The organism is Agromyces intestinalis (assembly GCF_008365295.1).
GTDB classification, from domain to species: Bacteria; Actinomycetota; Actinomycetes; order Actinomycetales; family Microbacteriaceae; genus Agromyces; species Agromyces intestinalis.
In genome coordinates this window covers 3384215-3408104 of record NZ_CP043505.1, presented here as the reverse complement: position 1 = coordinate 3408104, position 23890 = coordinate 3384215, and the positions used below count along the sequence as shown (strand labels likewise).

Sequence of the window (23890 nt, the reverse complement as noted above, 5' to 3'; positions counted from 1 at the left end):
CGCTCAGCCCGCCGCCCGCACCGGGTTCGAGAGGGTGCCGAGGCCCTGCACGGTGACCTCGACGGTGTCACCGTCGACGATCGGGCCGACGCCCGCCGGCGTGCCGGTGAGGATCACGTCGCCGGGCAACAGCGTGAACGCCGCCGCCGCGTAGGCGATGATCGCCGGGATCGAGTGCACGAGGTCGGTGAACGGCGCCTGCTGCGCACGCTCTCCGTTCACGCTCGTCGAGATCGAGGATGCCGCGGGGTCGAACTCGGTCTCGATGACGGGGCCGAGCGGGCAGAAGGTGTCGAACCCCTTCGCCCGCGCCCACTGCCCGTCGGCACGCTGCAGGTCGCGGGCGGTCACGTCGTTGGCGATCGTGTACCCGAACACGGCGTCGAGCGCGGCCGCCTCGGAGACATTGCGCGTGATGCGACCGATCACGACGGCGAGCTCGCCCTCGAACTCGACCCGCTCGCTCTGCGGCGGCAGCACGATCGCCTCGCCGGGGCCGATGACCGAGGTATTCGGCTTGAAGAACAGCAGCGGCGCGTCGGGCACCTCGTTGCCGAACTCTGCCGCGTGGGCGCGGTAGTTGCGCCCGACCGCGACGATCTTCGACCGCGGGATGACGGGTGCGAGCAGCTTCGCCTCGCCGAGCGGCACTCGCTCGCCGGTCGGGTCGTACCCGGCGAACATCGGGTCGCCCTTCAGCACGACGAGGTCGTGCTCTTCTTCATCGACGATGCCGAACGAGATGGACTCACCGTGGCTGAACCGTGCGACCTTCATGCACTCCAGCCTATCGGCGGGCGGGCGGCCCGATCGGGCGCGGAATCGAGCGTCAGGCGTCGGGGATGAGCCGTTTGCCGAGGCCCACCGCGTGGTCTTCGGCATAGCCGAGCCGCCGATAGAACTCGAGCACCTCGGCGTTCGTCGAGCGCACCTGCACGTTGAGCTTCGGGCAGCCGCGTTCGAGCAGCAGGCGCTCGGCCTCGGCCATCAGCCGCCGCCCGAGCCCCCCGCCGCGCAGCGATGCCGAGACCGCGAGGTAGTTCACCCAGCCGCGGTGCCCGTCGTAGCCGACCATCGCGGTGCCCACGACCTCGCCTGCGCCCTCACCCGGCCGCACGGCGACCAGGAACAGGTCGGGCTGCACGTCGAGCTTGCGGCGGATGTCGCGGTACGGGTCGTTCCACGGCACCACGAGCCCCGCCTCGCGCCAGAGGGCGACGACCGGTTCGGCGTCGCCCTCGGCGAACGAGCGGATCAGGATGTCGTCGCTCACGCGTCGAGACGCAGCATCCAGCCGTGGCGGTCTTCGACGCGCCCGTACTGGATACCGGTCAGCTCGGCGCGCAGGCTCAGCGCGAGCTCCTGCGCGGCCGGGCCCGAGTGCACGATCTCGAAGTCCTCGGCGAGCAGGCGCCCGATCGGCACGACGACCGCGGCGGTGCCGCACGCGAACGCGCCGACGATGTCGCCCGACGCGGCGCCCTCGCGCCACTCGGTGAGCGTCACCGGCCGCTGCTCGACCTGGTGGCCGCGGTCGGCGGCGAGGCGCAGGATCGACGCGAGCGTGATGCCCTCGAGGATCGAGTCGGACTCGGGCGTGACGAGCGTGCCGTCCTTGCGCACGAGCACGACGTTCATGCCGCCGAGCTCTTCGAGCCGGTCGCCCTCGTTCAGGAAGAGCACCTGCTGGCAGCCCTTCTCGTACGCCTCGGCCTGCGGCAGCAGGCTCGACGCGTAGTTGCCTCCGGTCTTCGCGGCGCCCGTGCCACCCCGGCCGGCGCGCGCGTACTGCGTCGACAGCCAGATGTTCACGGGCTCGACGCCGCCCGGGAAGTACGCCCCGGCCGGGCTCGCGATCAGGTAGTAGGCCACCTTCTTCGCGGGCCGCACCCCGAGGAACGCCTCCTTCGCGAACATGAACGGCCGCAGGTACAGGCTGGTCTCGTCGGCGGTCGGCACCCACGCGCCGTCGACCGCGACGAGCTGGCGCAGCGAGTCGATGAAGTACTCGACCGGCAGCTCGGGCAGGGCCAAGCGGTGCGCCGAGCGCTGCAGGCGCGCCGCGTTCTCGTACGGGCGGAACGTGTGGATCGACCCGTCGGCGTGACGGTACGCCTTCAGGCCCTCGAACACCTCTTGCGCATAGTGCAGCACCGCAGCGGCCGGGTCGAGTTCGATCGGACCGTACGGCGAGACACGCGGGCGGTGCCAGCCGCCCTTCTCGCTCCAGCAGAGGTCGACCATGTGGTCGGTGAAGTGGTTGCCGAACCCGGGGTCGGCGAGAATCGCCTCGCGCTCGGCCTCGCTGCGGGCCTCGGCGTTGGGCGTGACGTTCCAGGCGAGGCCTGCGGCGCTGGGAGCCTGGAGCGGAAGGTCGATGGTCATGACGGCTTCTTTCGTCGGAGGTGGTCAGTCTTCGGTGAGCCGGGCGACGACGGCGTCGCCGATCTCGGCGGTCGAGCGCCGTTCGGCGCCGCGGGCCGCGAGGTCGGCGGCGACCGCGCGTTCGACGCGGGTCGCGGCATCCGCCTCGCCGAGGTGGCGCAGCAGGAGCGCGACCGACAGGATCGCGGCGGTGGGGTCAGCCAGGCCCTTCCCGGCGATGTCGGGAGCCGAACCGTGCACCGGCTCGAACATGCTCGGGTATCGGCCGTCGGGGTTGATGTTGCCCGAGGCCGCCAGGCCGATGCCGCCGCTGATCGCGCCGGCCAGATCGGTCAGGATGTCGCCGAAGAGGTTGTCCGTGACGATGACGTCGAATCTAGCAGGATCCGTCACGAGGAAGATGGTCGCGGCGTCGACGTGCAGGTAGTCGACGGCGACGTCGGGGAACTCGGATGCCACGGCGTCGACGGTGCGCTTCCAGAGCGAGCCGGCGAACACGAGCACGTTCGTCTTGTGCACGAGCGTCAGCTTGTTGCGGCGCGCGGCGGCTTGCACGAACGCGAACCGCACGACCCGCTCGACGCCGTACGCGGTGTTCACGGACACCTCGTTGGCGACCTCGTGCGGCGTGCCTTGGCGGATCGCGCCGCCATTGCCGACGTACGGGCCTTCGGTGCCCTCGCGCACCACCACGAAGTCGACCTCGCCGGGGTTCGCGAGCGGGCTCACCACGTTCGGGTGCAGCACGGTCGGCCGCAGATTCACGTAGTGGTCGAGCTCGAACCGCAGCTTCAGCAGCAGGCCGCGCTCGATGTTGGCGCCGGCCAGGCGCGGGTCGCCCGGCACACCGCCGACCGCACCCAGCAGGATCGCGTCGTGCGCCTTGATCGCGTCGAGATCGGCGTCGGTGAGCACGTCCCCGGTCTCGAGGTAGCGCGCCGCGCCGAGCGAGAACGGCGTCTGCTCGAACGAGACATCCGACCCGGTGGTGACCGCCTCGAGCACCTTCGTCGCCTCGGCGACGACCTCGGGGCCGATCCCATCACCGGGAATGACTGCGAGCCTGACCGTCCGTACCATGGAGCTCCCTTCGCGCGCCAGCCCTCCCAGCGTATCCGCTGGCTTGGCTAGCGTGAGCCGCGGTGGGCACCCGCCCGCCGCGAACCGGTGCGGCACCCCGACCCGCCGGAGAAGGGAGCCTGCCATGAGCCTCGGACTCGGCATCGTGCTCTTCGTGATCGGTGCGATCCTCGCGTTCGCGCTGAACATCTCGGTCGACTGGATCGACCTGCAGCTCGTCGGCTACATCCTGATGGGCGCGGGCGTCGTCGTCGCCCTCGTGAGCATCGTCTTCCTGGTGCGCCGGCGCCGCTCGGTCTCGACCACGCAGACGGCCGTCGACCCCGCGACCGGCGAGCGCGTCACGCGCAACGAACAGTCGACCACGCCCGACGAGATCTGACCGGACCCGCGATCGGATGCCCCTCGGCAGAGAGCCGGCGCGAGGCATCCATCGCACGAAGACGACGAGAGGCACGGCACCCGGGGGTGGGACCGCGCCTCTCGTCCTGTCGTTCCGGCGTGCGGCTGCGTGTGCGGCTACTCGGTGATGTCGACCTCGACCATGACGTCGGCGGCGATCTCGTCGCGCACCGCGTCGAGCACCTCGGTGGGCACCGGCGAGTCGACGGTGAGGATGCTGAGCGCCTGCCCGCCCGCCTCGCGGCGCGCGATGGCCATGCCGGCGATGTTGATGCCGGCCTCGCCGAACCGGCTGCCGTAGACCGCGACGATGCCGGGCCGGTCGGTGTAGAGCATGACGATGTGGTGCTCGGCGATCGGCACCTCGATCTCGTAGCCGTTGATGCCGACGAGCTTCTCGATCTGCTTCGGGCCGGTGAGGGTGCCCGACACCGACAGCTGCCGGCCGTCGGCGAGTGCGCCGCGCAGCGTGATGACGTTGCGGTACTCGGGGCTGTCGGCCTCGGTGATGAGACGCACGGCGATGCCGCGCTGCTCGGCGAGCAACGGCGCGTTGACGTACGACACCGACTCGGAGACGACGTTGGTGAACACGCCCTTCAGCGCAGCGAGCTTCAGCACGCTCACGTCGTAGTCGACGAGCTCGCCTCGCACCTCCACGTCGAGGCTGGTGAGCGCCCCGGTCGCGAGGCCGCTGAAGAGCTGGCCGAGCTTCTCGACAAGCGGGATGCCGGGGCGCACGTACGGGTCGATGACGCCGCCCGCGACGTTGACGGCGTCGGGCACGAGCTCGCCCGACAGCGCGAGCCGCACCGACTTGGCGACCGAGATGCCCGCCTTCTCCTGCGCCTCGTCGGTCGACGCGCCGAGGTGCGGTGTGACGATGACGTTCGGCAGCCCGAGCAGCGGCGACTCGCGCGGCGGCTCGGAGACGAACACGTCGAGCCCGGCGCCGGCGATGGTGCCCGCCACGAGCGCGTCGTGCAGAGCTTGCTCGTCGATGAGGCCGCCGCGCGCGACGTTCACGATGTATGCCGACGGCTTCATCTTCGCGAACTGCTCGGCGCCGATCATGCCGAGCGTCTCAGGGGTCCTCGGCATGTGGATGGTGATGAAGTCGCTGCGCTCGAGCAGCTCGTCGAGGCTCACGGTCTGCACGCCGAGTTGCTGCGCCCGGGCCGAGGTGATGTACGGGTCGTACGCGATGACCTCGACGCCGAAGGCCTGCAGGCGGGCCGTGATGAGCGCGCCGATGCGACCGAGGCCGATGATGCCGACGGTCTTCTCGTACAGCTCGGTGCCGGTGTAGGCCGAGCGCTTCCACTCCCCCTGCGCGAGCGCCGCGTGGGCCGCGGGGATGTGGCGGGCCAGGCTCAGGATGTGCCCGACGGTGAGCTCGGCGGCCGAGATGATGTTCGACGTCGGCGCGTTCACGACCATGACGCCGGCGGTGGTGGCCGCCTTGATGTCGACGTTGTCGAGGCCGACGCCGGCGCGCGCGATGACCTGCAGCTTGGGGGCCGCGGCGATCGCCTCGGCGTCGACCTTCGTCGCCGAGCGCACGAGGATCGCGTTGGCGTCGGCGATGGCCGACAGCAGCGCGGCGCGGTCGGTGCCGTCGACCGACCGGATGTCGAAGTCGGGCCCGAGGGCGTCGACGGTGGCGGGCGAGAGTTCTTCGGCGATCAGCACGACCGGCTTGGACACAGACGGATCCTTCGGGGACGAATGGCGCGCAGCACGGCGCGCCCGCGGTGGAGTGCGCCACACGCCGTCGGGGCGCTTACCCGCACACTCTACTTGAGTGCTCGCCCCCGCAGCGTCCGTGTGACGTCAGGCCAGCGAGGGCGTGGCCTGCAGCAGCGCCGTGAGCGAGAGGAACACGGCCGCGGATGCGGAAAGGCCCGCCGCGTAGGCGAGGACGGCGATGAGGATGCCGCGTCGGCGCGAGATGACGAAGGCGCCGACGAACAGCGCGATCGGCGCTACCGCGGCCACGGCGAGGATGGTCCACCCGAGCGCGGTGAGCGAGATGCCGAGCCCGACCGTGAGCACGAGCGTCGACTGCACCACCTCCCACACGTCGTAGGCGTAGAACAGCCCGAACACGATGGCGAGCGCGACCTGCAGCCACAACGGCATCGGCTCGCGAGCCGGAGCGGTCGTCTCGGCGGCGGTGCTCATGCGGTCATCCCCATCGTGAAGGGCAGGGGCACGAGCACGACGGCGCCCACCGCGATCCAGATCAGCCGCAGGTGCGAGCGACGCACGACCGCGTACCCGAGGCCGAACCAGAGCGCCGGGGCGAGCACGGCGAGCCACAGCCCGAGCCCGTACATCACGTCCCCGAGCACGCCCATGCCCTGCACCGGCGTGCGCACCGCAGTGACGAGCCAGCCCACGGTGTAGAGCAGGTACACGCCGCCGAGCACCCCGAGCACGACGAGTTCGACCGACCCGGTCGAGCGCGCCGCCGCGGTGGCCGGCTCGGCCGTCGTGCCGTCGCCGGTCGCGGATGCCCGGGTGTTCGCGGATGCTTCGGCCGCAGCGGTCTCGGCTCCGCCTGGCCCGCCGACCACCTTCCAGCCGGGAGCGAGCGTGGGGTCGTCGTCGCCCGCCCAGCTCAGCGCGTCATCGTCGGATTCGCGGCTCATGCCCCCAATCTAGCGAGCGGTCGACGCCGGGGTCGCGTGCTCCTCGCCGATCGCGACCACGGCCGCAGACGAAGCACGCGCCGCACGGGCCGCCGCGACCGCGGCCGCGACGAGTCCGGCGTCGGTCGCGTCGTAGCCGTCGACGCCGCCACCGGGTCCGCTCGCGCCCGCGACGACCTGCCGGCGCGCTGAGAGGTGCACGGCATCCAGGCCGAGTCGGGCGAGCACGGCGACGTCGTCGATGCGCAGGCCGCCGCCGGCCATCACCTCGAGCCCGTCGCCTACCGCCGCGCGCATCGCCGCGAGCCCGTCGAGCCCCGACCGGCAGTCGGCGGCGCCGCCCGAGGTGAGCACGCGGCGAACACCCGTGCCGGCGAGCGACGCGACCGCTGCGACCGGGTCGGTCGCGGCATCCACCGCGCGGTGCACCGTGACCTCCAGGTCGCCCGCCGCGTCCACGAAGCGCGCGATGAGGTCGAGATCGACGCCACCGGATGCCTCGAGTGCACCGATCACGACGCCGTCGGCGCCGAGCCGGACGCACTCGCGGATGTCGCGCTCGATCAGATCGGCTTCGTCGGCGTCGTACACGAATCCGCCGCCGCGCGGGCGCACGAGCACGTGCACGAAACCAGCGACCCGCACCGCCGCGGCGGCCTCGACCGCCGCGGCCACGAGCCCCGCCGACGGGGTGAGGCCGCCGAGCCCGAGCGCCTGGCAGAGCTCGACACGCGCGGCGCCCGCGGCGAGCGCGATGCGTGCACCGGCGGCGTCTTGGACGGCGATCTCGACCTGCAACGGAGTGGGCATCCTGACACGGTACCCGGAGGCGGGCTCAGCTGCGACGGAGTCCGCTGCGGGCCTTGACGAGGTCGAAGAACGCGCCGGGGTCGACGCCGGGCGGCGGGGGCGCGAGCGCTCGGCCCGGCACCGGCGGGAAGCGCCCGAGGTCGTCGGACGCGCGGGATCCGGGGCTGTCGGAGGCCGGCAGCGGCGCGTCGTCCAGTTCATCGATGCCGCCCGGTTCGTCGGCGCCGCCCGGTTCGTCACTCGCGGCGATCCGCGCCCGCTCGCCGCGCACGAGCGCGAGGCATCGGCCGTCGTCCCAGCGCAGGCTCAGCGTCACCCCGGTCGGCACCGGCCGGGCCGCACGGCCCGCGCCCGAGGCATCCGCCGCCGCTTCCCATCCCACCTTCAGCAGCAGCTCCCGTTGCGGCGGCAGCCCGACCGGGCCGACCCGCTTCGTCGCGTCGATGCGCGGCAGCACCGTGAACGGCACACCGTCGGGGATGCCGATCTCGGCCCGATGGCGCCCCACGTACTCGTACGCGAGGTAGTCGCTGTCGCGCAGACCGGCGAGCCCTTCGGGCGGCACATCGAGCGCCGCGGGGCGCGGCGCGTCGAGCACGTCGGTCGACGGCGCGATCCCCCGGTCGACGAACCGCTGCGCGAACCGCTCGCGACGCTCGACCACCTCGTCCGGCACCGGCCGGTCCGCCCCGATCGCGCGGTCGGCCGCGAGCGTGGCCCGACCCACGTCGGCGAACGCGAGCGCGCCGGGCGGCAGGTAGTCGATGCCGCGCAGCACGAACCGGCGGAAGATCACGTGTGCCGTTCCGAGCGCCTTGTTCGCCGCCGCCGCCGGTCGCAAGGGCGGCCTCCCGTCGGCGCGTCGCGGGTCGCGCTCGCGCGCGAAGCGCGTCTCGAACACCGCGCAGAGCGTGTCGTAGAAGATCGACGACAGCACGGTGCTGAGCTCGTGCGGCGACGCGTCAGCGAGGTCGGCGAGCGTGCGACGGCTGTCGAGGTCGCGCAGTGCGCGGCGGGCGATGCCGTCGGCGCTCGGCTTGGCCATGCCGAACTGCTCGGCGATCGCGCTGAACGCGTTCGCGCCGGCGAGGCGGTTGCCCGAGCGGGCCAGCACGCTCGTGCGCAGTCGGTCGCTGTCGAGCGCCATGAGCACGGCGATCACGTCGGCGACGGCCTCGTGGATCGCCTGGGACTCGCGCGTCTTGCGGTCGTAGAGCGACGGCTGCACGGCGTCGAGCAGCGCGTGACCGCACTCGTGGGCCACGATGTCGCGGCTGAGCGCCGTGTGCACACGGGCACCGGACGTGCCCGTGAACGAGAAGAACTGCAGACTGCGGGTCGCGCGGTCGTAGTAGGCGTTCGCACGCTCCCCGGCACGCGGCACGATGAGCAGTTGCTCGCCGCCGAACGCCCAGCGCACCTCGCGGCCGAGCGCGTCGGCGCCCTCGAACATGCGGATGGTCTGCAGCGCGATGCCGAACGCGTTCACCGCGAGCGCCGTCGCGGAGTCGGCCTCGCCATCGCCGGGGTACGTGCCACGCAGCCCGCCACCCGTGCGCGCCGCTTCGAAGGTCGCCGGCGGCGGCTGTGGGGCGCCGGTCTCGGGGTCGAAGTCGACGACCGCGAGCCGGCGGCACGCCGGCCCGTCGAGGAACCGGTCGTTCGCGCCCACGGGCAGCGTGAGCCGGCGCGACTCGCTCCCCGGCACCGGCGTACCCGCCCGCTCGCCCAGGTCGACGGTGCCGTCCTGGATGAGCAGCGGCACCGTCGCGGTCGGCGCGGCCGTCATCGACGCAGATCCGGTCATGCGCCGACCGCACCCCCACCGATCACGACCTCGCCGACCGCGCCGATCCCGGCGACGATGATGAGCGCGAGCGGCACCGGGTCGCGCCACGCGCGCGGATGTCTCGCCTCCCACCACACCGCGAGACTCGCCGCCGCGAGCACGATCGGGCTGTGCCCGACCACCATCGCAACCATCAGCGGCCCGCAGAGCAGTGCACAGCGTCGCCATTCGGTCGCACCGGCTCGGGCCGCGGTCAGGATGCCGCGCCTCCCAGCGGGTGCGACCGGGGGTGCGACCGCGCACCGGCTGAGCAGCCGTGCCCGCCATGCCGACCGCCGGGCGAGCGCGGCCACGGCGAGCGCGGCGAGCTGCCACCGGAGACTGCCCTCGGGCACCGCCGCCAGCTGGGCGACCGTGCCCGCGGCGAGGCCGAACCCGAGCCACAGCGCGGTGGCCGTGCCGACGGCGACGGCGGGCAGCGCGAACCGCCAGCGCCGGAACGACCCGGCGGCGATCCGGTCCGCACTGGCGGCGAGCAACGGCCACATCATCGCGGCGACCATCAGCAGCCAGCCGGCGAGCCAGGCCCACGTCCACACCTCGACGGGGGCTGCCGGGGCCGCAGCCGGCGAGGCATCCGATGCCGTTGCGACGTGTCGGTGCGCACCCGGCCAGCCCTGACCAGCGAGCGGGGACGCGGCGGCCAGCACCACCCACGCCGCGCCCGACCCGACCAGCACGAGGTCGCCGGCACGGGCCGGCCGCCGCCGCCGCGTCGACCGTGCCCGGGCGAGCGGCCCCGGCGGCCCACCGCGCCGGTACCCGAGCCGACCGACCTCGACGCTCATGGCGCCTGCACGTACACCGTCACCTGCGCGACGTTGATCGCGCGGTCGTCGTGGCCCGGCTCATCCTCGCCCGGGCCGCGCTCACCGGGCGGGCGCTCCTCGGCCTCGCCTGCGGGCAGCAGCCGCACGGTGAGCGCACCGCCGTCCCACCCCTCGTCGAGCAGGTCGGACAGCACCGCCGACGCATCGACGAGGTAGTTGCGCACCTCGTCGTCGGGGGTGCCCTCGAGTCCGAAGGTCGAGAACCCGCGCACGACGTGAGGGGCGGCATCCGGCCCCGAGCGCACCTCGACGTCGTAGGCGTCGTGCGGGGCGCGCGCCGTCGCACCGGCGAGCTCGAGCATGAGCCGCGTGGGCGGTGCCGCGTCGAGCCCACGCGGGCCCCCCTCGAAGGGGATCTCCCTGGCCTCGCCCGACGGTAGGTCGAACGTCGCGGCCACGGGCGTCCATCTTGCCGCCTCGTCCAAGCCGATCCCCCCGTCCTCGGCGGCGAGGATCGCCGCGCGTCGCTCTGCGACCTCCGCGGCGAGCGGCTCGACGAGTTCGACCGACTCGTACAGGTAGCCCATCTGCTCGTGCTCGAGATCCTCGACCGCGTCCATCGCGTACGTCTCGGGGCGCTGCTCGTCGCCGAACCAGAACGTCGCCGACTCCCACGCCGACCGCACCTGGCCTGGCACGACGCCCGGGTCGGTGAGCGGCACCGACCCGTCGAGCAAGCGCCACACCTCCCAAAGCCGGTCGATGTTCGCATGGTGCAGCCAGAAGATCGGGTCGCGACCCGCGGTCGCCGGCGACCGCATCAGCCCGCTGATCGCCATGTGCACATAGTTGTGCGGGCGGTCCTCGACGGTGCCGAAGAACCGGTCGGGCAGCGCGCCGCCGAACCCGGGCTCGCCCTCGCGCACGTACCTCGGCTGGGCGAGCGCCTCGACGATGTCGGCGTCGCCGGCGGGGATCGGCCGTGTCGAGCGTCCTGGCGAGAACAGCGGGTTGTCGACGAGCGCCCCATCGACCGTGCGCTGCTCGACCGCGAACTCGACCGGCAGCGTGCGATCGGAGTCGGGGTGCGAATAGTCCCAGTACGGCAGCGCCCAGTCGTCGTCGTCGCTCAGGTCGCGAACGGTGCGCTCGAACCAGGCGAGGTACGCGCGGTGCCACGGCAGGAAGAACAGCGACCCGTGCGCGCACTGCGCCCATGCCGGCCGTCGCCGCGTGAACTGGTCGATGCCGTGGGTGTTCGCCGCCCACATCCACGAGGCAGGCACGGGGTCGTCGGGGTCGTCGAGGTCCTGCATGGCCCGCACACCGCGGGCGTACGCATCGAGCACCGGATGCCACGGCTCGGTCTCTGCGGCATCCCGGTCGCCGAGCGTCAGACTCGCCACGTCCCTGCGTACTCGCATCATCGCCCCCCGCGTGTGTGCGCACCACCGTGCCTCCGGTGTACACCGCGCTGCGAACGACCGGCAACAGGGTCAGCCCTGAAGCGCGCAGACGAGAGGGCGGGACCGACCGAAGCCGATCCCGCCCCTCAGCGTGCGTTCAACGCATCAGCGCATCAGCGCGCGACTTCTCCATCGACGTAGTCGTCGTCGTTGCTGGCGTTCCACGCGAACAGCTTGCGCAGCTCGCGACCGGTGGCCTCGATGGGGTGCGCCTCGCCCTTGGCCCGCAGCTCGAGGAACTCCTTCTGCCCGTTGTCCTGGTCGGCGATGAAGCGCGCCGCGAACGTGCCGTCCTGGATGTCGGCGAGCACGGCCTGCATGTTCTCCTTGACGTGCGGGTCGATGACGCGGGGGCCCGACACGTAGTCGCCGTATTCGGCGGTGTCGCTGACGCTCCAGCGCTGCTTGGCGATGCCGCCCTCCCACATGAGGTCGACGATGAGCTTCAGCTCGTGGAGCACCTCGAAGTAGGCGACCTGCGGCTGGTAGCCGGCCTCGGTGAGGGTCTCGAAGCCGTACTGGATCAGCTGCGAGACGCCGCCGCAGAGCACGGCCTGCTCACCGAACAGGTCGGTCTCGGTCTCCTCGGTGAAGGTCGTCTTGATGCCGCCGGCGCGCAGACCGCCGATGGCCTTGGCGTACGACAGCGCGAGCGGCCAGGCCTGGCCCGAGGCATCCTTCTCGACCGCGACGATGACGGGCACGCCGCGCCCGGCCTCGAACTCCCGACGCACGGTGTGGCCGGGGCCCTTCGGCGCGACCATGATGACGTCGACGCCCTCGGGCGCCTCGATGTAGCCGAAGCGGATGTTGAAGCCGTGGCCGAAGACCAGCGTCTTGCCCTCGCCGATGTTGTCGGCGATCGACTCCGCGTAGATGTGGCGCTGGTACTGGTCGGGCGCGAGGATGACGATCACGTCGGCCCACGCGGCGGCGTCGGCGACGTTCTTCACCTCGAACCCGGCCTCTTCGGCCTTCTGGATCGACTTCGAGCCGTCCTTGAGGCCGATGACGACCTCGACGCCCGAGTCGCGCAGGTTCTGCGCGTGCGCGTGGCCCTGCGAGCCGTAGCCGATGACGGCGACCTTCTTGCCCTGGATGAGCGCGAGGTCGGCGTCCTTGTCGTAGTAGATCTCAGCCATTGCTGCTTTCTCTCCTTGCGTGGGGTTTCGGTTTCGGATGCCGCGGGGCCGCCCCGCGGCATCCGGTTCAGCTCTTGAAGACGCGCTCGGTGATGCTCTTGCCGCCCCGCCCGATCGCGAGCAGGCCCGACTGGGCGATCTCCTTGATGCCGTAGGGCTCGAGCACGCGCAGGAACGCCTGCGCCTTGCCCGAGTCGCCGGTGACCTCGATCACGAGCGCATCGGTCGACACGTCGACCACGCGGGCGCGGAACAGGTTCACCGCCTCGATCACCTGCGAGCGGGTCGTGTTGTCGACGCGCACCTTGATGAGCAGATGCTCGCGCTGCACCGACTGGGTGGTGTCGAGCTCGACGATCTTGATCACGTTGATCAGCTTGTTGAGCTGCTTGGTGACCTGCTCGAGGGGCAGCTCGTCGACGTCGACGACGACGGTGATGCGCGACAGGCCTTCGATCTCGGAGTGACCGACCGCGAGCGACTCGATGTTGAACCCGCGGCGCGAGAACAGGCCCGCCACCCGCGTGAGCAGGCCCGGCTTGTCCTCGACGAGGAGCGACAGCACGTGGGTCGACATGGTCAGTCCTCCTCGCTGAACGCCGGCGCGTGATCGCGCGCGTACTGCACGTAGCTGTTCGACACGCCCTGCGGCACCATGGGCCAGACCATGGCGTCGGCCGAGACGACGAAGTCGATCACGACGGGGCGGTCGTTGGTCTCGAGGGCGAGCGTGATGGCCGCGTCGACCTCGTCCTGCGTCGTGACGCGGATGCCGAGGGCGCCGTACGCCTCTGCGAGCTTCACGAAGTCGGGGATGCGCGCCGTGCCGTGCCCGGTCGACAGGTCGGTGTTCGAGTAGCGGCCGTCGTAGAACAGGGTCTGCCATTGGCGCACCATGCCGAGGGACGAGTTGTTGATGATCGCGACCTTGATCGGGATGTCGTTCAACATGCACGTCGCGAGCTCTTGGTTCGTCATCTGGAAGCAGCCGTCGCCGTCGATCGCCCACACGGTGCGGTGGGGCTCTGCGACCTTCGCGCCCATGGCGGCCGGCACCGCGTAGCCCATCGTGCCCGCGCCGCCCGAGTTGAGCCAGGCGTTGGGCCGCTCGTACTTGATGAACTGCGCCGCCCACATCTGGTGCTGCCCCACGCCCGCGGCGTAGACCGCCTCGGGCCCGGTGAGCTCGCCGATGCGCTGGATCACGTACTGCGGTGCGAGCAGCCCGTCGCTGGTCGGCGCGAACCCGAGCGGGTACTCGGTGCGCAGGCCGTCGAGGGTCGCCCACCACTCGGACAGGTCGGGCTTCACCTCGGCCGCGACCTGCGCGTAGGCGGCCCGGAGGTCGACGAGCACGTCTTTCAGGTCGCCCACGATCGGCACGTCGGCGACGCGGATCTTCGAGATCTCGGCCGGGTCGATGTCGACGTGCACGACCTTCGCCTCAGGGGCGAAGAGCGCAGCCTTGCCGGTCACCCGGTCGTCGAAGCGCGCGCCGAGCGCGACGAGCAGGTCGGCCTCCTGCAGGGCGAGCACCGCGGGCACGGTGCCGTGCATGCCCGGCATGCCCAGGTGCTGCGGGTGCGAGTCGGGGAACGCGCCGCGCGCCATGAGGGTGGTGACGACCGGCGCGCCGGTCGCCTCGGCGAGCGCCAGCAGCTCTTCCGAGGCGCGTGCGCGGATGACGCCGCCACCGACGTAGAGCACCGGTCGCTTCGCCTCGGCGATGAGCTGGGCGGCGGCCGCGACCTGCTTGCCGTGCGCCTTCGTGATCGGCCGGTATCCGGGCAGGTCGACCTTCGGCGGCCAGCTGAACCCGAACGTCGCCTGCTGGGCGTCCTTCGTGATGTCGACGAGCACCGGCCCGGGCCGGCCCGTCGTCGCGATGTGCACCGCGGCCGCGATCGTCGCGGGGATCTCTTCAGCGCGCTTCACGAGGAACGAGTGCTTCGTGACCGGCATCGTGATGCCGACGATGTCTGCCTCTTGGAACGCGTCGGTGCCCATCAGGTTTGAGAACACCTGCCCCGTGATCGCGAGCAACGGCACCGAGTCCATGTGGGCGTCGGCGATGGCGGTGACGAGGTTGGTCGCGCCGGGCCCGCTCGTTGCGATCGCGACGCCGAGCTTTCCGGATGCCGAGGCGTAGCCCTCGGCGGCGTGGCCGGCGCCCTGCTCGTGGCGAACGAGGATGTGCCGCAGGGTCGACGCCGCCATGAGCGGGTCGTAGACCGGCAGGATCGCCCCGCCCGGGAGTCCGAAGACGTCGGTGATTCCGAGCAGTTCGAGCGAGCGGACGACCGCCTCGGCGCCGGTGATCTGGATCGGCACCCCCGGAGGCAGGGGCGAGGCGGACGGCACGGGTGAAGCTTCCGTGGTCATGCGATTCCTTCTAGTGGACGGTGAGCGGAAATGCGCAGCACTCAGCCCGTGGTCGCGCCTTCGGCAGCGGAGCGCACGAGCTTGGAGTACTTCGCGAGGACGCCTCGGGTATAGCGCGGAGGAAGCGGCGCCCAGCCTTCACGGCGGGCGGCCAGCTCGGACTCGTCGACCAGTAGGTCGATGGAACGAGCCGCGATATCGACCCGAATCAGATCACCATCGCGCACGAAGGCGATCGGACCTGCGTCCACCGCCTCGGGTGCCAGATGGCCGACGCACAGACCGGTTGTGCCGCCTGAAAATCGACCGTCCGTCAAGAGTAGTACATCTTTTCCGAGGCCAGCGCCCTTGATCGCCGCCGTGATGGCGAGCATCTCGCGCATGCCGGGGCCGCCCTTCGGCCCCTCGTAGCGGATCACCACGACGTCGCCGTGCGAGATCTCGCCGTTCGTGAGCGCGTCCATCGCGCCGCGCTCACGCTCGAAGACGCGCGCGGGCCCCTCGAACACGGTCGCGTCGAAGCCGGCGGTCTTGACGACCGCGCCCTCGGGCGCGAGCGTGCCCTTCAGGATGGTGAGGCCGCCGGTCTCGTGGATCGGGTCGTCGAGGGTGTGCAGCACCTCGCCGTCGAGCGGCGGCAGGTCGAGCTCTTCCAGGTTCTCGCGCATCGTCTTGCCGGTGACGGTGAGCACGTCGCCGTGCAGCAGCCCCGCGTCGAGCAGCGCCTTCATGAGCACCGGAACCCCGCCGCGGCGATCGACGTCGTTCATGACGTACTTGCCGAACGGCTTCAGGTCGCCGATGTGCGGCACCTTCGAGCCGATGCGGTTGAAGTCGTCGAGGGTGAGCTCGACCTCGGCCTCGCGGGCGATGGCGAGCAGGTGCAGCACGATGTTCGTCGAACCGCCGAGCGCCATGCCGACCGCGATCGCGTTCTCGAACGCCTCCTTGGTGAGGATCTGGCGGGCGGTGATGCCCCGGTTCAGCAGGTTGACCACGGCCTCGCCCGAGCGGTGCGCGTAGTAGTCGCGGCGGCGGTCGGCCGACGCGGGCGACGCGGAACCGGGCAGCGAGAGCCCGAGCGCCTCGGCGACCGACGCCATCGTGTTCGCGGTGTACATGCCGCCGCACGCACCCTCGCCGGGCGCGAACGCGCACTCGATGCGCTTCGCGTCGGCCTCGCTCATCTTGCCGGCCTTGACCGCGCCGACCGCCTCGAACGAGTCGATGATCGTGATGTCCTTCTCGGTGCCGTCGGACAGGCGCACCCAGCCGGGCGCGATCGAGCCGGCGTAGAGGAAGACCGAGGAGAGGTCGAGACGGGCCGCGGCCATCAGCATGCCGGGGATCGACTTGTCGCAGCCGGCGAGCAGCACCGAACCGTCGAGGCGCTCGGCCTGCATGACGACCTCGACCGAGTCGGCGATGACCTCGCGTGAGACGAGCGAGAAGTGCATGCCCTCGTGACCCATCGAGATGCCGTCGGACACCGACACGGTGCCGAACTGCAGCGGGTACCCGCCGCCGGCGTGCACGCCCTCTTTCGCGGCGCGCGCGAGGCGGTCGAGCGAGAGGTTGCAGGGGGTGATCTCGTTCCACGAGCTCGCGATGCCGATCTGCGGCTTGTCCCAGTCGGCGTCGCCCATGCCGACGGCGCGCAGCATGCCTCGGCTGGTGGTGGCTTCGATGCCGTCGGTGACGACGCGACTACGGGGTTTGGGGTCGATCTGGGACATGCGACGAGTCTATGGCCAGCGCGGGGATGCCCCGGCCGCCGCCGCCCGCGCCTCGACGAGGTGCTCGAGCAGCCCGACGACGTCGGCCGTGCTGCGCACCCGGTGCGACGCGATCGATTTGCCGGACCCCACCTTGACCCCGAGGTCGTCGGCCTCGAGCACCGCGAACGCGTCTTCGTCAGTGACGTCGTCGCCCAGGTACAGCACGCCGCTCGCCCCGACGTGCTGGCGCAGCCGGTTGAGCGATTCGCCCTTGTCGCTGGATCGCACCGAGAACTCGAGCACGCTCTTGCCCGACCGCGTCGTGATGCCGGGCAGCTCCTCGGCGACGCGCCCACGCGCGGCCTGCTGCAGCGCCGCACCGGCGGTCGGAGACATCCGGCGCGTGTGCAGGGCGATGCCCGCGGGCTTGTGCTCGACCCAGGCGCCCTCGCCCGTCGATGCGACCCGTTCGACGAGGTCGGTGAGCCGGTCGAGGTCGGCGCGTTCGGCGTCGCGCAAGTCGATGGTGACATCGCCCCCGTCGAGCTGCAGCTCGACACCGTGCGAACCCGACAGCAGCACGCCCTCGGGCGGGGCCGCGACCTCGGTGAGGCTGCCGAGCGCACGGCCCGACACGATCGCGACCCGAGTGTCGGGAAGCCCGAGGAGCTGCTCGATCGCGCGTCGGGCGCCGTCGGTGGCCCTGGCGTCCTCGGGCCGATCGACGATCGGGGCGAGCGTGCCGTCGAAGTCGAGCGCGACGAGCATGCGGTCGGTGCGCGCGAGCCGATCGAGGTCGGCCATGAGCTGGTCGGAGAGCCCGGCCGTGAGCCGGCCCGACCCCGTGAGCGCTTCGAGGAAGCTCGCCGACCACTTCGCCACGTCGTTGTCGCGCACGCGTTTGCGCAGCGAGCGCATCCGTCGGGCGCGCTCCTTCTGTGGCATCTCGACGGCGCCGATCATGGCGTCCTTCAGGCCCTCGATGTCGTGCGGGTTGACGAGGATCGCCTGGCGCAGCTCGTCCGACGCGCCCGTGAACTCGCTGAGCACCAGGGTGCCGTCGTTGTCGAACCGGCAGGCGACGTACTCCTTCGCGACCAGGTTCATGCCGTCGCGCAGCGCTGTCACGAGCATGACGTCGGCCGCGAGGTAGAGCGCCACCATCTCTTCACGGGGATAGCCGTGGTGGAGGTAGGCGATCGCCTGGTGACCGAGCGTCGAGTAGTCGCCGTTCAGTCGACCCACCGTGAGCTCGATCTCGTCGCGCAGCTGCCGGTACGTCTCGACGCGCTCGCGCGACGGGCTGGCGACCTGCACGAGCGTCACGTCCTCGACCGACAGCCGGTCGTCGCGCAGCAGCTCGCCGAAGGCCTTCAGCCGGTGGCGGATGCCCTTGGTGTAGTCGAGCCGGTCGACGCCGAGCATGACCGTACGCGGCGACCCGAGGCTCTCGCGGATCTCTGCGGCCCGCGCCTGCACTTCGGGTCGGCGGGCGATCTCTTCGAAGCCGGCCGCGTCGATCGAGATCGGGAAGTGGCGTGCGACCACCCGGCGCGTGCCCGTGCCACCGTCGGGCACCTCGATCACCGAACCCCGCGTGGTGTAGCCGAACAGGCGGCGTACGGCGCGTGAGAAGTTGCCGGCGTCGGCGGCGCGCTGGAATCCGATCACGTCGGCGCCGAGCAGGCCGTCGACGACCTGACGCCGCCACGGCAGCTGCGAGTAGATGCCGTAGGCGGGGAACGGGATGTGGTTGAAGAACCCGATCACGAGGTCGGGGCGCTGCTCGCGGAGCATCCGGGGCACGAGCTGCAGCTGGTAGTCCTGCACCCAGACGACCGCGTCCTCGGCGGCGGCGAGGGCAGCGGCGTCGGCGAACCGCCGGTTGACCCGCACGTACGCGTCCCACCACTCGCGGTGGAACGACGGCGGCGCGATCACGTCGTGGTAGAGCGGCCAGAGGGTGTCGTTCGAGAACCCCTCGTAGTAGTCGGCGACCTCGTCGGCGGTGAGCGACACCGGGATGAGCTCGATCCCGTCGTGCTCGAACGCGTCGAACTCGCGGTCGGCGACGCCGGCCCACCCGATCCACGCGCCGTCGGCGGCCCGCATCACGGGTTCGAGCGCGGTCACCAGCCCACCGGGAGAGGTCTTCCACTCGGTGTCGGGACCGTCGCCGCCGACGTAGTCGACGGGCAGCCGGTTCGACACGACGACCATGTCGTACACGGCCGACGGCGGTGCGTCGTCGCGTTCGGTCGCGTGGTCGGCTTCGGGGGCGTTCGTCATTCGGCGGTCCTCCCAGGCATCGAACTCAGGCTAACAGCCGGGCCCCCGCCGGGCAGGGGGTTGCGAACGCGCTCAGCCGAGCGCGGTCGCCGCGAACCCGATCGATCGGATGCCTCGCCTCCTGCCGACCACGAGCGCGGTGCCGGCGATCGCGACGGCCGCCATCGCAGCGAGCACCCCCGCCGCGCCGGCCACGCCGGCCCCGCCCGCACCGGCGACGATCCCCTGCATGCCGTCGACCGCCCAGGTCAGCGGCAGCAGCGGGCTGATCGCCTGGAACGGCCCGCTCAGCACCTCCACCGGCAGCAGTCCCCCGGTCGCGGCGAGCTGCAGTGCGAGCAGCACGAGCGAGACGATCGCCCCGCCCCGGCCGAGCGCGACCGTGAGGAACGCGTGGATCGCGGTGAACGCGAGCGCGAGCAGCGCCGAGAAGGCGAGCGTCTGCGGCAGCACGCTCCACGTCACGCCGAGCGTGGTGTGCACGAGCGCCACCACGGCGGCCGCCTGCACGAGCGCCACCAGCCCGGCGCGCGCGAGCGTGCGCCACACGAGGCCGCCGGTCGACGCGGTGCTGCGCAACGCCTCGCGCCCGAACGGACGGAACACGAGGAACATCGCGAGCGCCCCGATCCACAGCCCGATCGGCGCGAACATCATGGCGATGATGCCACCCGTGCCGTCGATCTCGTGGTCGCGCGCGGCGTCGACGACGACGGGCTCCGAGACGACCTTCGCGGTGCGCTCGGCGTCGAGGTCGGTGAGCGCCTTCGCCTGCTCGGCACCCGAGGCGAGCCCGTCCGCGAAGGTGCGGGTGCCGTCGGCGAGCTGCCCTGCGCCCGCGGCCGCCTCGCGCCCACCCGTGGAGAGCTGCCCGAGGCCGTTCGCGAGCTCACCGACGCCCGACGCGAGTCCGGTCGCGCCGTCGCGCAGGCCGGCCGAGCCGGTCGCGAGCTGCGCGGCGCCGCCGGCGAGTCCGTCGATACCGCCCTGCACGCCGTCGATCGCGCCCCGGGATGCTGCGGCGAGCTGCTGCCCGCCGGTGGCGAGTTGGCCGAGCTGGGTGCGGACCCCGTCGATGGCGCCGGCCGCCTCGGCGAGCTGCGGGTACTGCTCGAGCAGCTCGGGGTGCTCGGCGAGCAGCGCCGCGAACCGGTCGGCGACGGGGCCGACCTGCTGCTCGACCTGGTCGACGCCCTGGGCGATGCCGCCCGTGTACGCGTCCCACTGGTTCGAGATCTCGTCGAGCCCGGCCGCACCCGCACTCAGTTCGCCGAGCCCCGACGCGATGCCGTCGACGCCCTGGGTGTACTGGCGCACACCGTCGGCGTATGCCGCGGCGCCCGCCGCGGCATCCGTCGCCCCCGAAGCCGCCTGCGCGACGCCGCCGGACAGCTGCCCGACGCCCTCGGCCAGGCCGGACGCTCCGGTCGCGAGCTGCCCGGCGCCGTCGGCGGCCTCGCCGAGCGATCCGCCGAACCCGGCCAGTTGCGAGTAGAACCCCTCGAGGTACTGCGCGGTGAGCTGCTGCCCGAACGCGGCGGTCATCGCGGTGCCGACCGACTGCGCGACCGAACCCGCGAGGTACCCGTGGGCGTCGTCGGTGCGGATCTGCAGCTGCGCCTGGGTGGGGTCGGCGCCGCCGAGCGAGGTGACCGAGGCCGAGAAGTCGGCCGGGATGGTGAGCACCGCGTACGCCTCGCCGGAGGCGAGCCGGTCGGCGGCCTCGTCGCCGTTCGAGATCGTCCAGGTGAAGCCGGCGGAGTCGGGCCCGGTGAGCTCGGTGACGAGTTGGCGGCCCGCGAGCACGGGCTGCTCGGTGCCGTCGGGCAGCGTCATGCTGACCATCTCGTCGTCGTTCACGACGATCGCCGGGATCGCGTCGAGCCGGTCGTCGGCGCCGCCGAGCGCGCCGGCGATGATGCCGGCGACGGCCAGCGGCACGACGAGCACGGTGGCGAGCAGGGCGGCGGCGCGGGTGCGGCGCCGCCGCACACCGGTACCGAGCAGGGCCTGGAGTCTGGTGCTCATCGGGTGGCCTCCTGGGCAGCGGGGCTGGGACGGACGGTTCGGATGCCCCGTGCCGCGAACGCCGCAGCGGGGCGGCCGGGAGCGACCCCGGCGATGACGGTGACCTGACGGGGCACGAGCCGGGCGGCGGCCGCCCACAGTCGGGCGTCGTCGGCACCGGTCTCATCGTCGAGGTCGATCACGACGGCGGCCGGTTTCTCGGCGAGCGCTGCGGCGAGCGCGACGAGCGTGCGGTCGACCGCGCCGAGCGCGGACACGGGGGTGTCCGCGGCGAACGGCGGCGGCGAACTCGTAGCGGCGTCGGGTGAGGTACCCGCCGCGGCCGCACCGGACGCCTGCGCTGCGCGCTCGACCCACACCCGTCGGGCACGGCGCGACGGCCAGAGCCGGTACCACGCCCGCGTCGCATCGAGGCGCGCCCCGACCTGTTCGCCGACCGTGCGCGAACTGGCATCTCCGGCCACGACCTCGGCGATGGCGACCCGGCGTGCGACCGCCCCCGCGTCCGACGGCAGCGGTCGGCCGAACACGGCGACCCGGCCCGACACGGGCTCGAGCCGGCCCGCGAGCGTCGCGGCGACGATGCGACGGTCGACCGGCTCGCCCTCGACGAGCAGCAGCGCACCCTCGGGCGCCTCGACGTCGACCGGCCCGACCGGGCGGTCGGCCAGGCCGAAGACCGCCCGCTCGGCGCGGATCGCGGCGGCGGACCCGGCCGCCCACTCGGCCTGTGCGAGGTGGTCGCGCAGCCCCTCCCCCTCGATGTCGACCGACGGGAGCGCGCGGTCGAGCCACCTCGGCAGCCACCACGCACCGCGCCCGGCGAGCGCCATCGCGGCCGGCACGAGCGTCATCCGCACGAGGAACGCATCGAACGCGACGCCGATCGCGAGCGCGAAGGCGATGCCCTTGATGACGCCCGACCCCTCGGGCACGAACGCGAAGAAGACGAAGAACATGATGAGCGCCGCGGCCGTGACCACGCGCGCGGCGTGCTGGAACCCGTGCACGATCGCGGTGCGGGGCTCGCGCGTCTTCACGTACTCCTCGCGCATGCCCGAGACGAGGAACACCTCGTAGTCCATCGCGAGGCCGAACAGCACCGCCATGAGCAGGATCGGCAGGAAGCTGAGGATCGGACCGGCCTCGATGTGCAGGAGGTCGGCGAACCAGCCCCACTGGAACACCGCGACCGTGACGCCGATCGCGCCGAATGCCGAGAGCAGGAACCCGAGCGCGGCCTTCAGCGGCACGAACACCGAGCGGAACACGATGAGCAGCAGCACGATCGACAGGCCCACGACGATGAGCGCGAACGGGATGAGCGCGTCGTTCAGGCGGTTCGAGATGTCGATCGATACCGCCGTGTACCCGGTGACCGCGATCGGGGTGCCGAGGTCGGCCTGGATGGACGGCTCGAGCTCGCGGATCTCCTCGACGACGCGCTTGGTCTCGGGGTCGTTCGGCGCGCTCTCGGGGATGACCTGGATGATCGCGGTGTCGACGGTCTCGTTCGGCAGCCCCTGCCCCACGTACGCGACGCCGTCGAGCGCGGCGATCCGGTCGCCGATCGCGTCGAGGTCGCCGAAGATGTCGGTGGTCTGGGTGATGTCGACCGTCACGATGAGCGGCCCGTTGGAGCCGGGACCGAAGCCGTCGGCGATCAGGTCGTACGCCTCGCGCTGGGCGCTGCCCGGCTCTGCGGTCGCGTCGCTCGGCAGGTTGAGGTCGAGGCTCGCGGCAGGAATGGCCGCGGTGCCGAGCACGCCGACGACGAGCACGAGGAACACCGCGGGCGCCTTCAGCACCAGGTCGACCCAACGCCGCCCCATGGTGCGCGTTCCGCCCTCGTCGTGCGCGACCGCCCGCCGATGCGCACGACCGCCCGGCTTGGGCACGAGACGTCGACCGGCGATGCCGAGCAGGGCGGGCAGCAGTGTGACCGCCGCGGCGACGGCGACCAGCACCGCGAACGCGGCACCGATGCCCATGACGCTCAGGAAGGGGATGCCGACGACGAGCAGGCCGAGCAGCGCGATGATGACGGTGAGGCCCGCGAACACGACGGCGCCTCCCGCCGTCGCGACCGCCTCGGCGGCGCTGTCCTCCGGGTCCTGTCCGCGAGCGAGCTGCGTGCGATGCCTCGACAGGATGAACAGCGCGTAGTCGATCCCGACCGCGAGCCCGATCATCACGGCGAGCATCGGGGCGGTGCTCGACACCGGGGCGAACGCGGCGACCAGCGAGATGCCGCCGAATGCGAGCCCGACGCCGACGATCGCCGTGAGCAGGGGCATGCCCGCCGCCAGCAACGACCCGAAGGTGATGACGAGCACGACGCCCGCGAACACGACGCCGAGGACCTCCGTGATCGTGAGGCCGAAGCTGGTCTCCTGGAACACCTCGCCGCCGAACGCCACCACCAGACCCGCGTCGTCGGCGATCGCGCCCGTGTCGGTCACCGCCTCGATCGAGGCATCCGTCACCTCGGCGACCGAACCGTCGAACTGGACCTGGATGTAGGCGGTGCGACCGTCGTCGGAGACCTGGTCGCCCGCGTACTCGTCGAACGGACCGAGCACGCTCGCGACGCCGTCGACCGCCTCGAGCTCGGTCTCCATCGCGGTGATCGCGTCGCGGTAGGGAGCCTCCTCGACGGATGCCCCGTCGGGCGCCTCGACGACGGCCTTCGCCTGCGCGCCCGCGGTCTGCGGGAACACCGCGGCGAGGTGGTCGATCGCCTCCTGCGACTCGGTGCCCGGGATCGCGAACGATTCCTGGAGCTGGCCGCCGAGCCCGATGCCGGCGCCGAGGAACGCGGCGAGCGCGAGTGCCCACGCGCCGATCACGAGCCAGGCGCGGCGGAATGCGAACCGCCCGATGCGGTGGAGGAGCAGTGCCATCGGAGGAGGTCC

At 72.0% G+C, this 23890-nt stretch carries 19 protein-coding genes; 1 reads left to right on the top strand and 18 read right to left on the bottom strand.

What is annotated here, in order from left to right:
* Positions 1-3: 3 nt before the first annotated feature.
* Genes FLP10_RS15525 through FLP10_RS15510 form a run of 4 tightly spaced genes read right to left on the bottom strand, consistent with a single transcriptional unit; the run spans position 4 to position 3465 of the window.
* Positions 4-777, bottom strand: coding sequence for a fumarylacetoacetate hydrolase family protein (locus tag FLP10_RS15525; RefSeq protein WP_149161692.1), 774 nt, complete (start codon positions 775-777; stop codon positions 4-6).
* A 52-nt stretch (positions 778-829) separates the two neighbouring features.
* Positions 830-1273, bottom strand: coding sequence for a GNAT family acetyltransferase (locus FLP10_RS15520; protein WP_246150051.1), 444 nt, complete (start codon positions 1271-1273; stop codon positions 830-832).
* A complete protein-coding gene (locus FLP10_RS15515) occupies positions 1270-2385 on the bottom strand; it encodes a branched-chain amino acid aminotransferase (protein WP_149161691.1) in 1116 nt (371 codons plus the stop codon). The genes FLP10_RS15520 and FLP10_RS15515 overlap by 4 nt, the downstream gene beginning before the upstream one ends.
* Positions 2386-2409: 24 nt before the next feature.
* Positions 2410-3465 (bottom strand): 3-isopropylmalate dehydrogenase, encoded by a 1056-nt coding sequence (locus tag FLP10_RS15510; protein ID WP_149161690.1) that lies wholly within the window; start codon positions 3463-3465, stop codon positions 2410-2412.
* Positions 3466-3589: 124 nt separating this feature from the next.
* Here FLP10_RS15510 and FLP10_RS15505 point away from each other — a divergent pair, with 124 nt between their 5' ends.
* Positions 3590-3847 (top strand): DUF6458 family protein, encoded by a 258-nt coding sequence (locus FLP10_RS15505; protein WP_149161689.1) that lies wholly within the window; start codon positions 3590-3592, stop codon positions 3845-3847.
* A gap of 137 nt (positions 3848-3984) precedes the next feature.
* Here the strand turns inward: FLP10_RS15505 and serA are convergent, their stop codons facing one another.
* The 14 genes from serA to FLP10_RS15435 form a co-directional block, all read right to left on the bottom strand.
* Positions 3985-5574, bottom strand: a complete 1590-nt coding sequence (gene serA / locus FLP10_RS15500; protein ID WP_149161688.1) for a phosphoglycerate dehydrogenase — start codon at positions 5572-5574, stop codon at positions 3985-3987.
* Positions 5575-5700: 126 nt separating this feature from the next.
* Positions 5701-6051 (bottom strand): bacitracin resistance protein, encoded by a 351-nt coding sequence (locus tag FLP10_RS15495; protein ID WP_149161687.1) that lies wholly within the window; start codon positions 6049-6051, stop codon positions 5701-5703.
* Positions 6048-6521 (bottom strand): hypothetical protein, encoded by a 474-nt coding sequence (locus FLP10_RS15490; protein WP_149161686.1) that lies wholly within the window; start codon positions 6519-6521, stop codon positions 6048-6050. The genes FLP10_RS15495 and FLP10_RS15490 overlap by 4 nt, the downstream gene beginning before the upstream one ends.
* Before the next feature lie 9 nt (positions 6522-6530).
* Entirely contained in the window at positions 6531-7331 is an 801-nt protein-coding gene (locus FLP10_RS15485; RefSeq protein WP_149161685.1) for a copper homeostasis protein CutC, read from the bottom strand.
* Positions 7332-7356: 25 nt separating this feature from the next.
* Positions 7357-9138 carry a gluzincin family metallopeptidase gene (locus FLP10_RS15480; protein WP_149161684.1) on the bottom strand — a complete coding sequence of 594 codons (1782 nt, stop codon included), beginning with the start codon at positions 9136-9138 and terminating at the stop codon, positions 7357-7359.
* Positions 9135-9968, bottom strand: coding sequence for a copper chaperone (locus FLP10_RS15475; RefSeq protein ID WP_149161683.1), 834 nt, complete (start codon positions 9966-9968; stop codon positions 9135-9137). The genes FLP10_RS15480 and FLP10_RS15475 overlap by 4 nt, the downstream gene beginning before the upstream one ends.
* Complete coding sequence (locus FLP10_RS15470) at positions 9965-11356, bottom strand: tyrosinase family protein (protein WP_168209214.1); 1392 nt, start codon at positions 11354-11356, stop codon at positions 9965-9967. Before FLP10_RS15470 ends, FLP10_RS15475 begins: the two co-directional genes overlap by 4 nt.
* A 173-nt stretch (positions 11357-11529) precedes the next feature.
* Positions 11530-12558 (bottom strand): ketol-acid reductoisomerase, encoded by a 1029-nt coding sequence (ilvC, locus tag FLP10_RS15465; RefSeq protein WP_149161681.1) that lies wholly within the window; start codon positions 12556-12558, stop codon positions 11530-11532.
* Between the two features lie 67 nt (positions 12559-12625).
* Entirely contained in the window at positions 12626-13135 is a 510-nt protein-coding gene (ilvN, locus tag FLP10_RS15460) for an acetolactate synthase small subunit (RefSeq protein WP_149161680.1), read from the bottom strand.
* 2 nt (positions 13136-13137) lie between these two features.
* Complete coding sequence (locus FLP10_RS15455; protein WP_149161679.1) at positions 13138-14940, bottom strand: acetolactate synthase large subunit; 1803 nt, start codon at positions 14938-14940, stop codon at positions 13138-13140.
* A gap of 41 nt (positions 14941-14981) precedes the next feature.
* Entirely contained in the window at positions 14982-16676 is a 1695-nt protein-coding gene (ilvD, locus tag FLP10_RS15450) for a dihydroxy-acid dehydratase (protein ID WP_149161678.1), read from the bottom strand.
* Between the two features lie 9 nt (positions 16677-16685).
* Positions 16686-18947 (bottom strand): bifunctional alpha,alpha-trehalose-phosphate synthase (UDP-forming)/trehalose-phosphatase, encoded by a 2262-nt coding sequence (locus FLP10_RS15445; protein WP_210418422.1) that lies wholly within the window; start codon positions 18945-18947, stop codon positions 16686-16688.
* Positions 18948-19019: 72 nt separating this feature from the next.
* Positions 19020-20975: a YhgE/Pip family protein gene (locus FLP10_RS15440; protein WP_149161677.1), complete on the bottom strand. Its 1956-nt coding sequence runs from the start codon at positions 20973-20975 to the stop codon at positions 19020-19022.
* Positions 20972-23878, bottom strand: a complete 2907-nt coding sequence (locus FLP10_RS15435; RefSeq protein WP_149161676.1) for an MMPL family transporter — start codon at positions 23876-23878, stop codon at positions 20972-20974. The genes FLP10_RS15440 and FLP10_RS15435 overlap by 4 nt, the downstream gene beginning before the upstream one ends.
* Positions 23879-23890 lie beyond the last annotated feature (12 nt).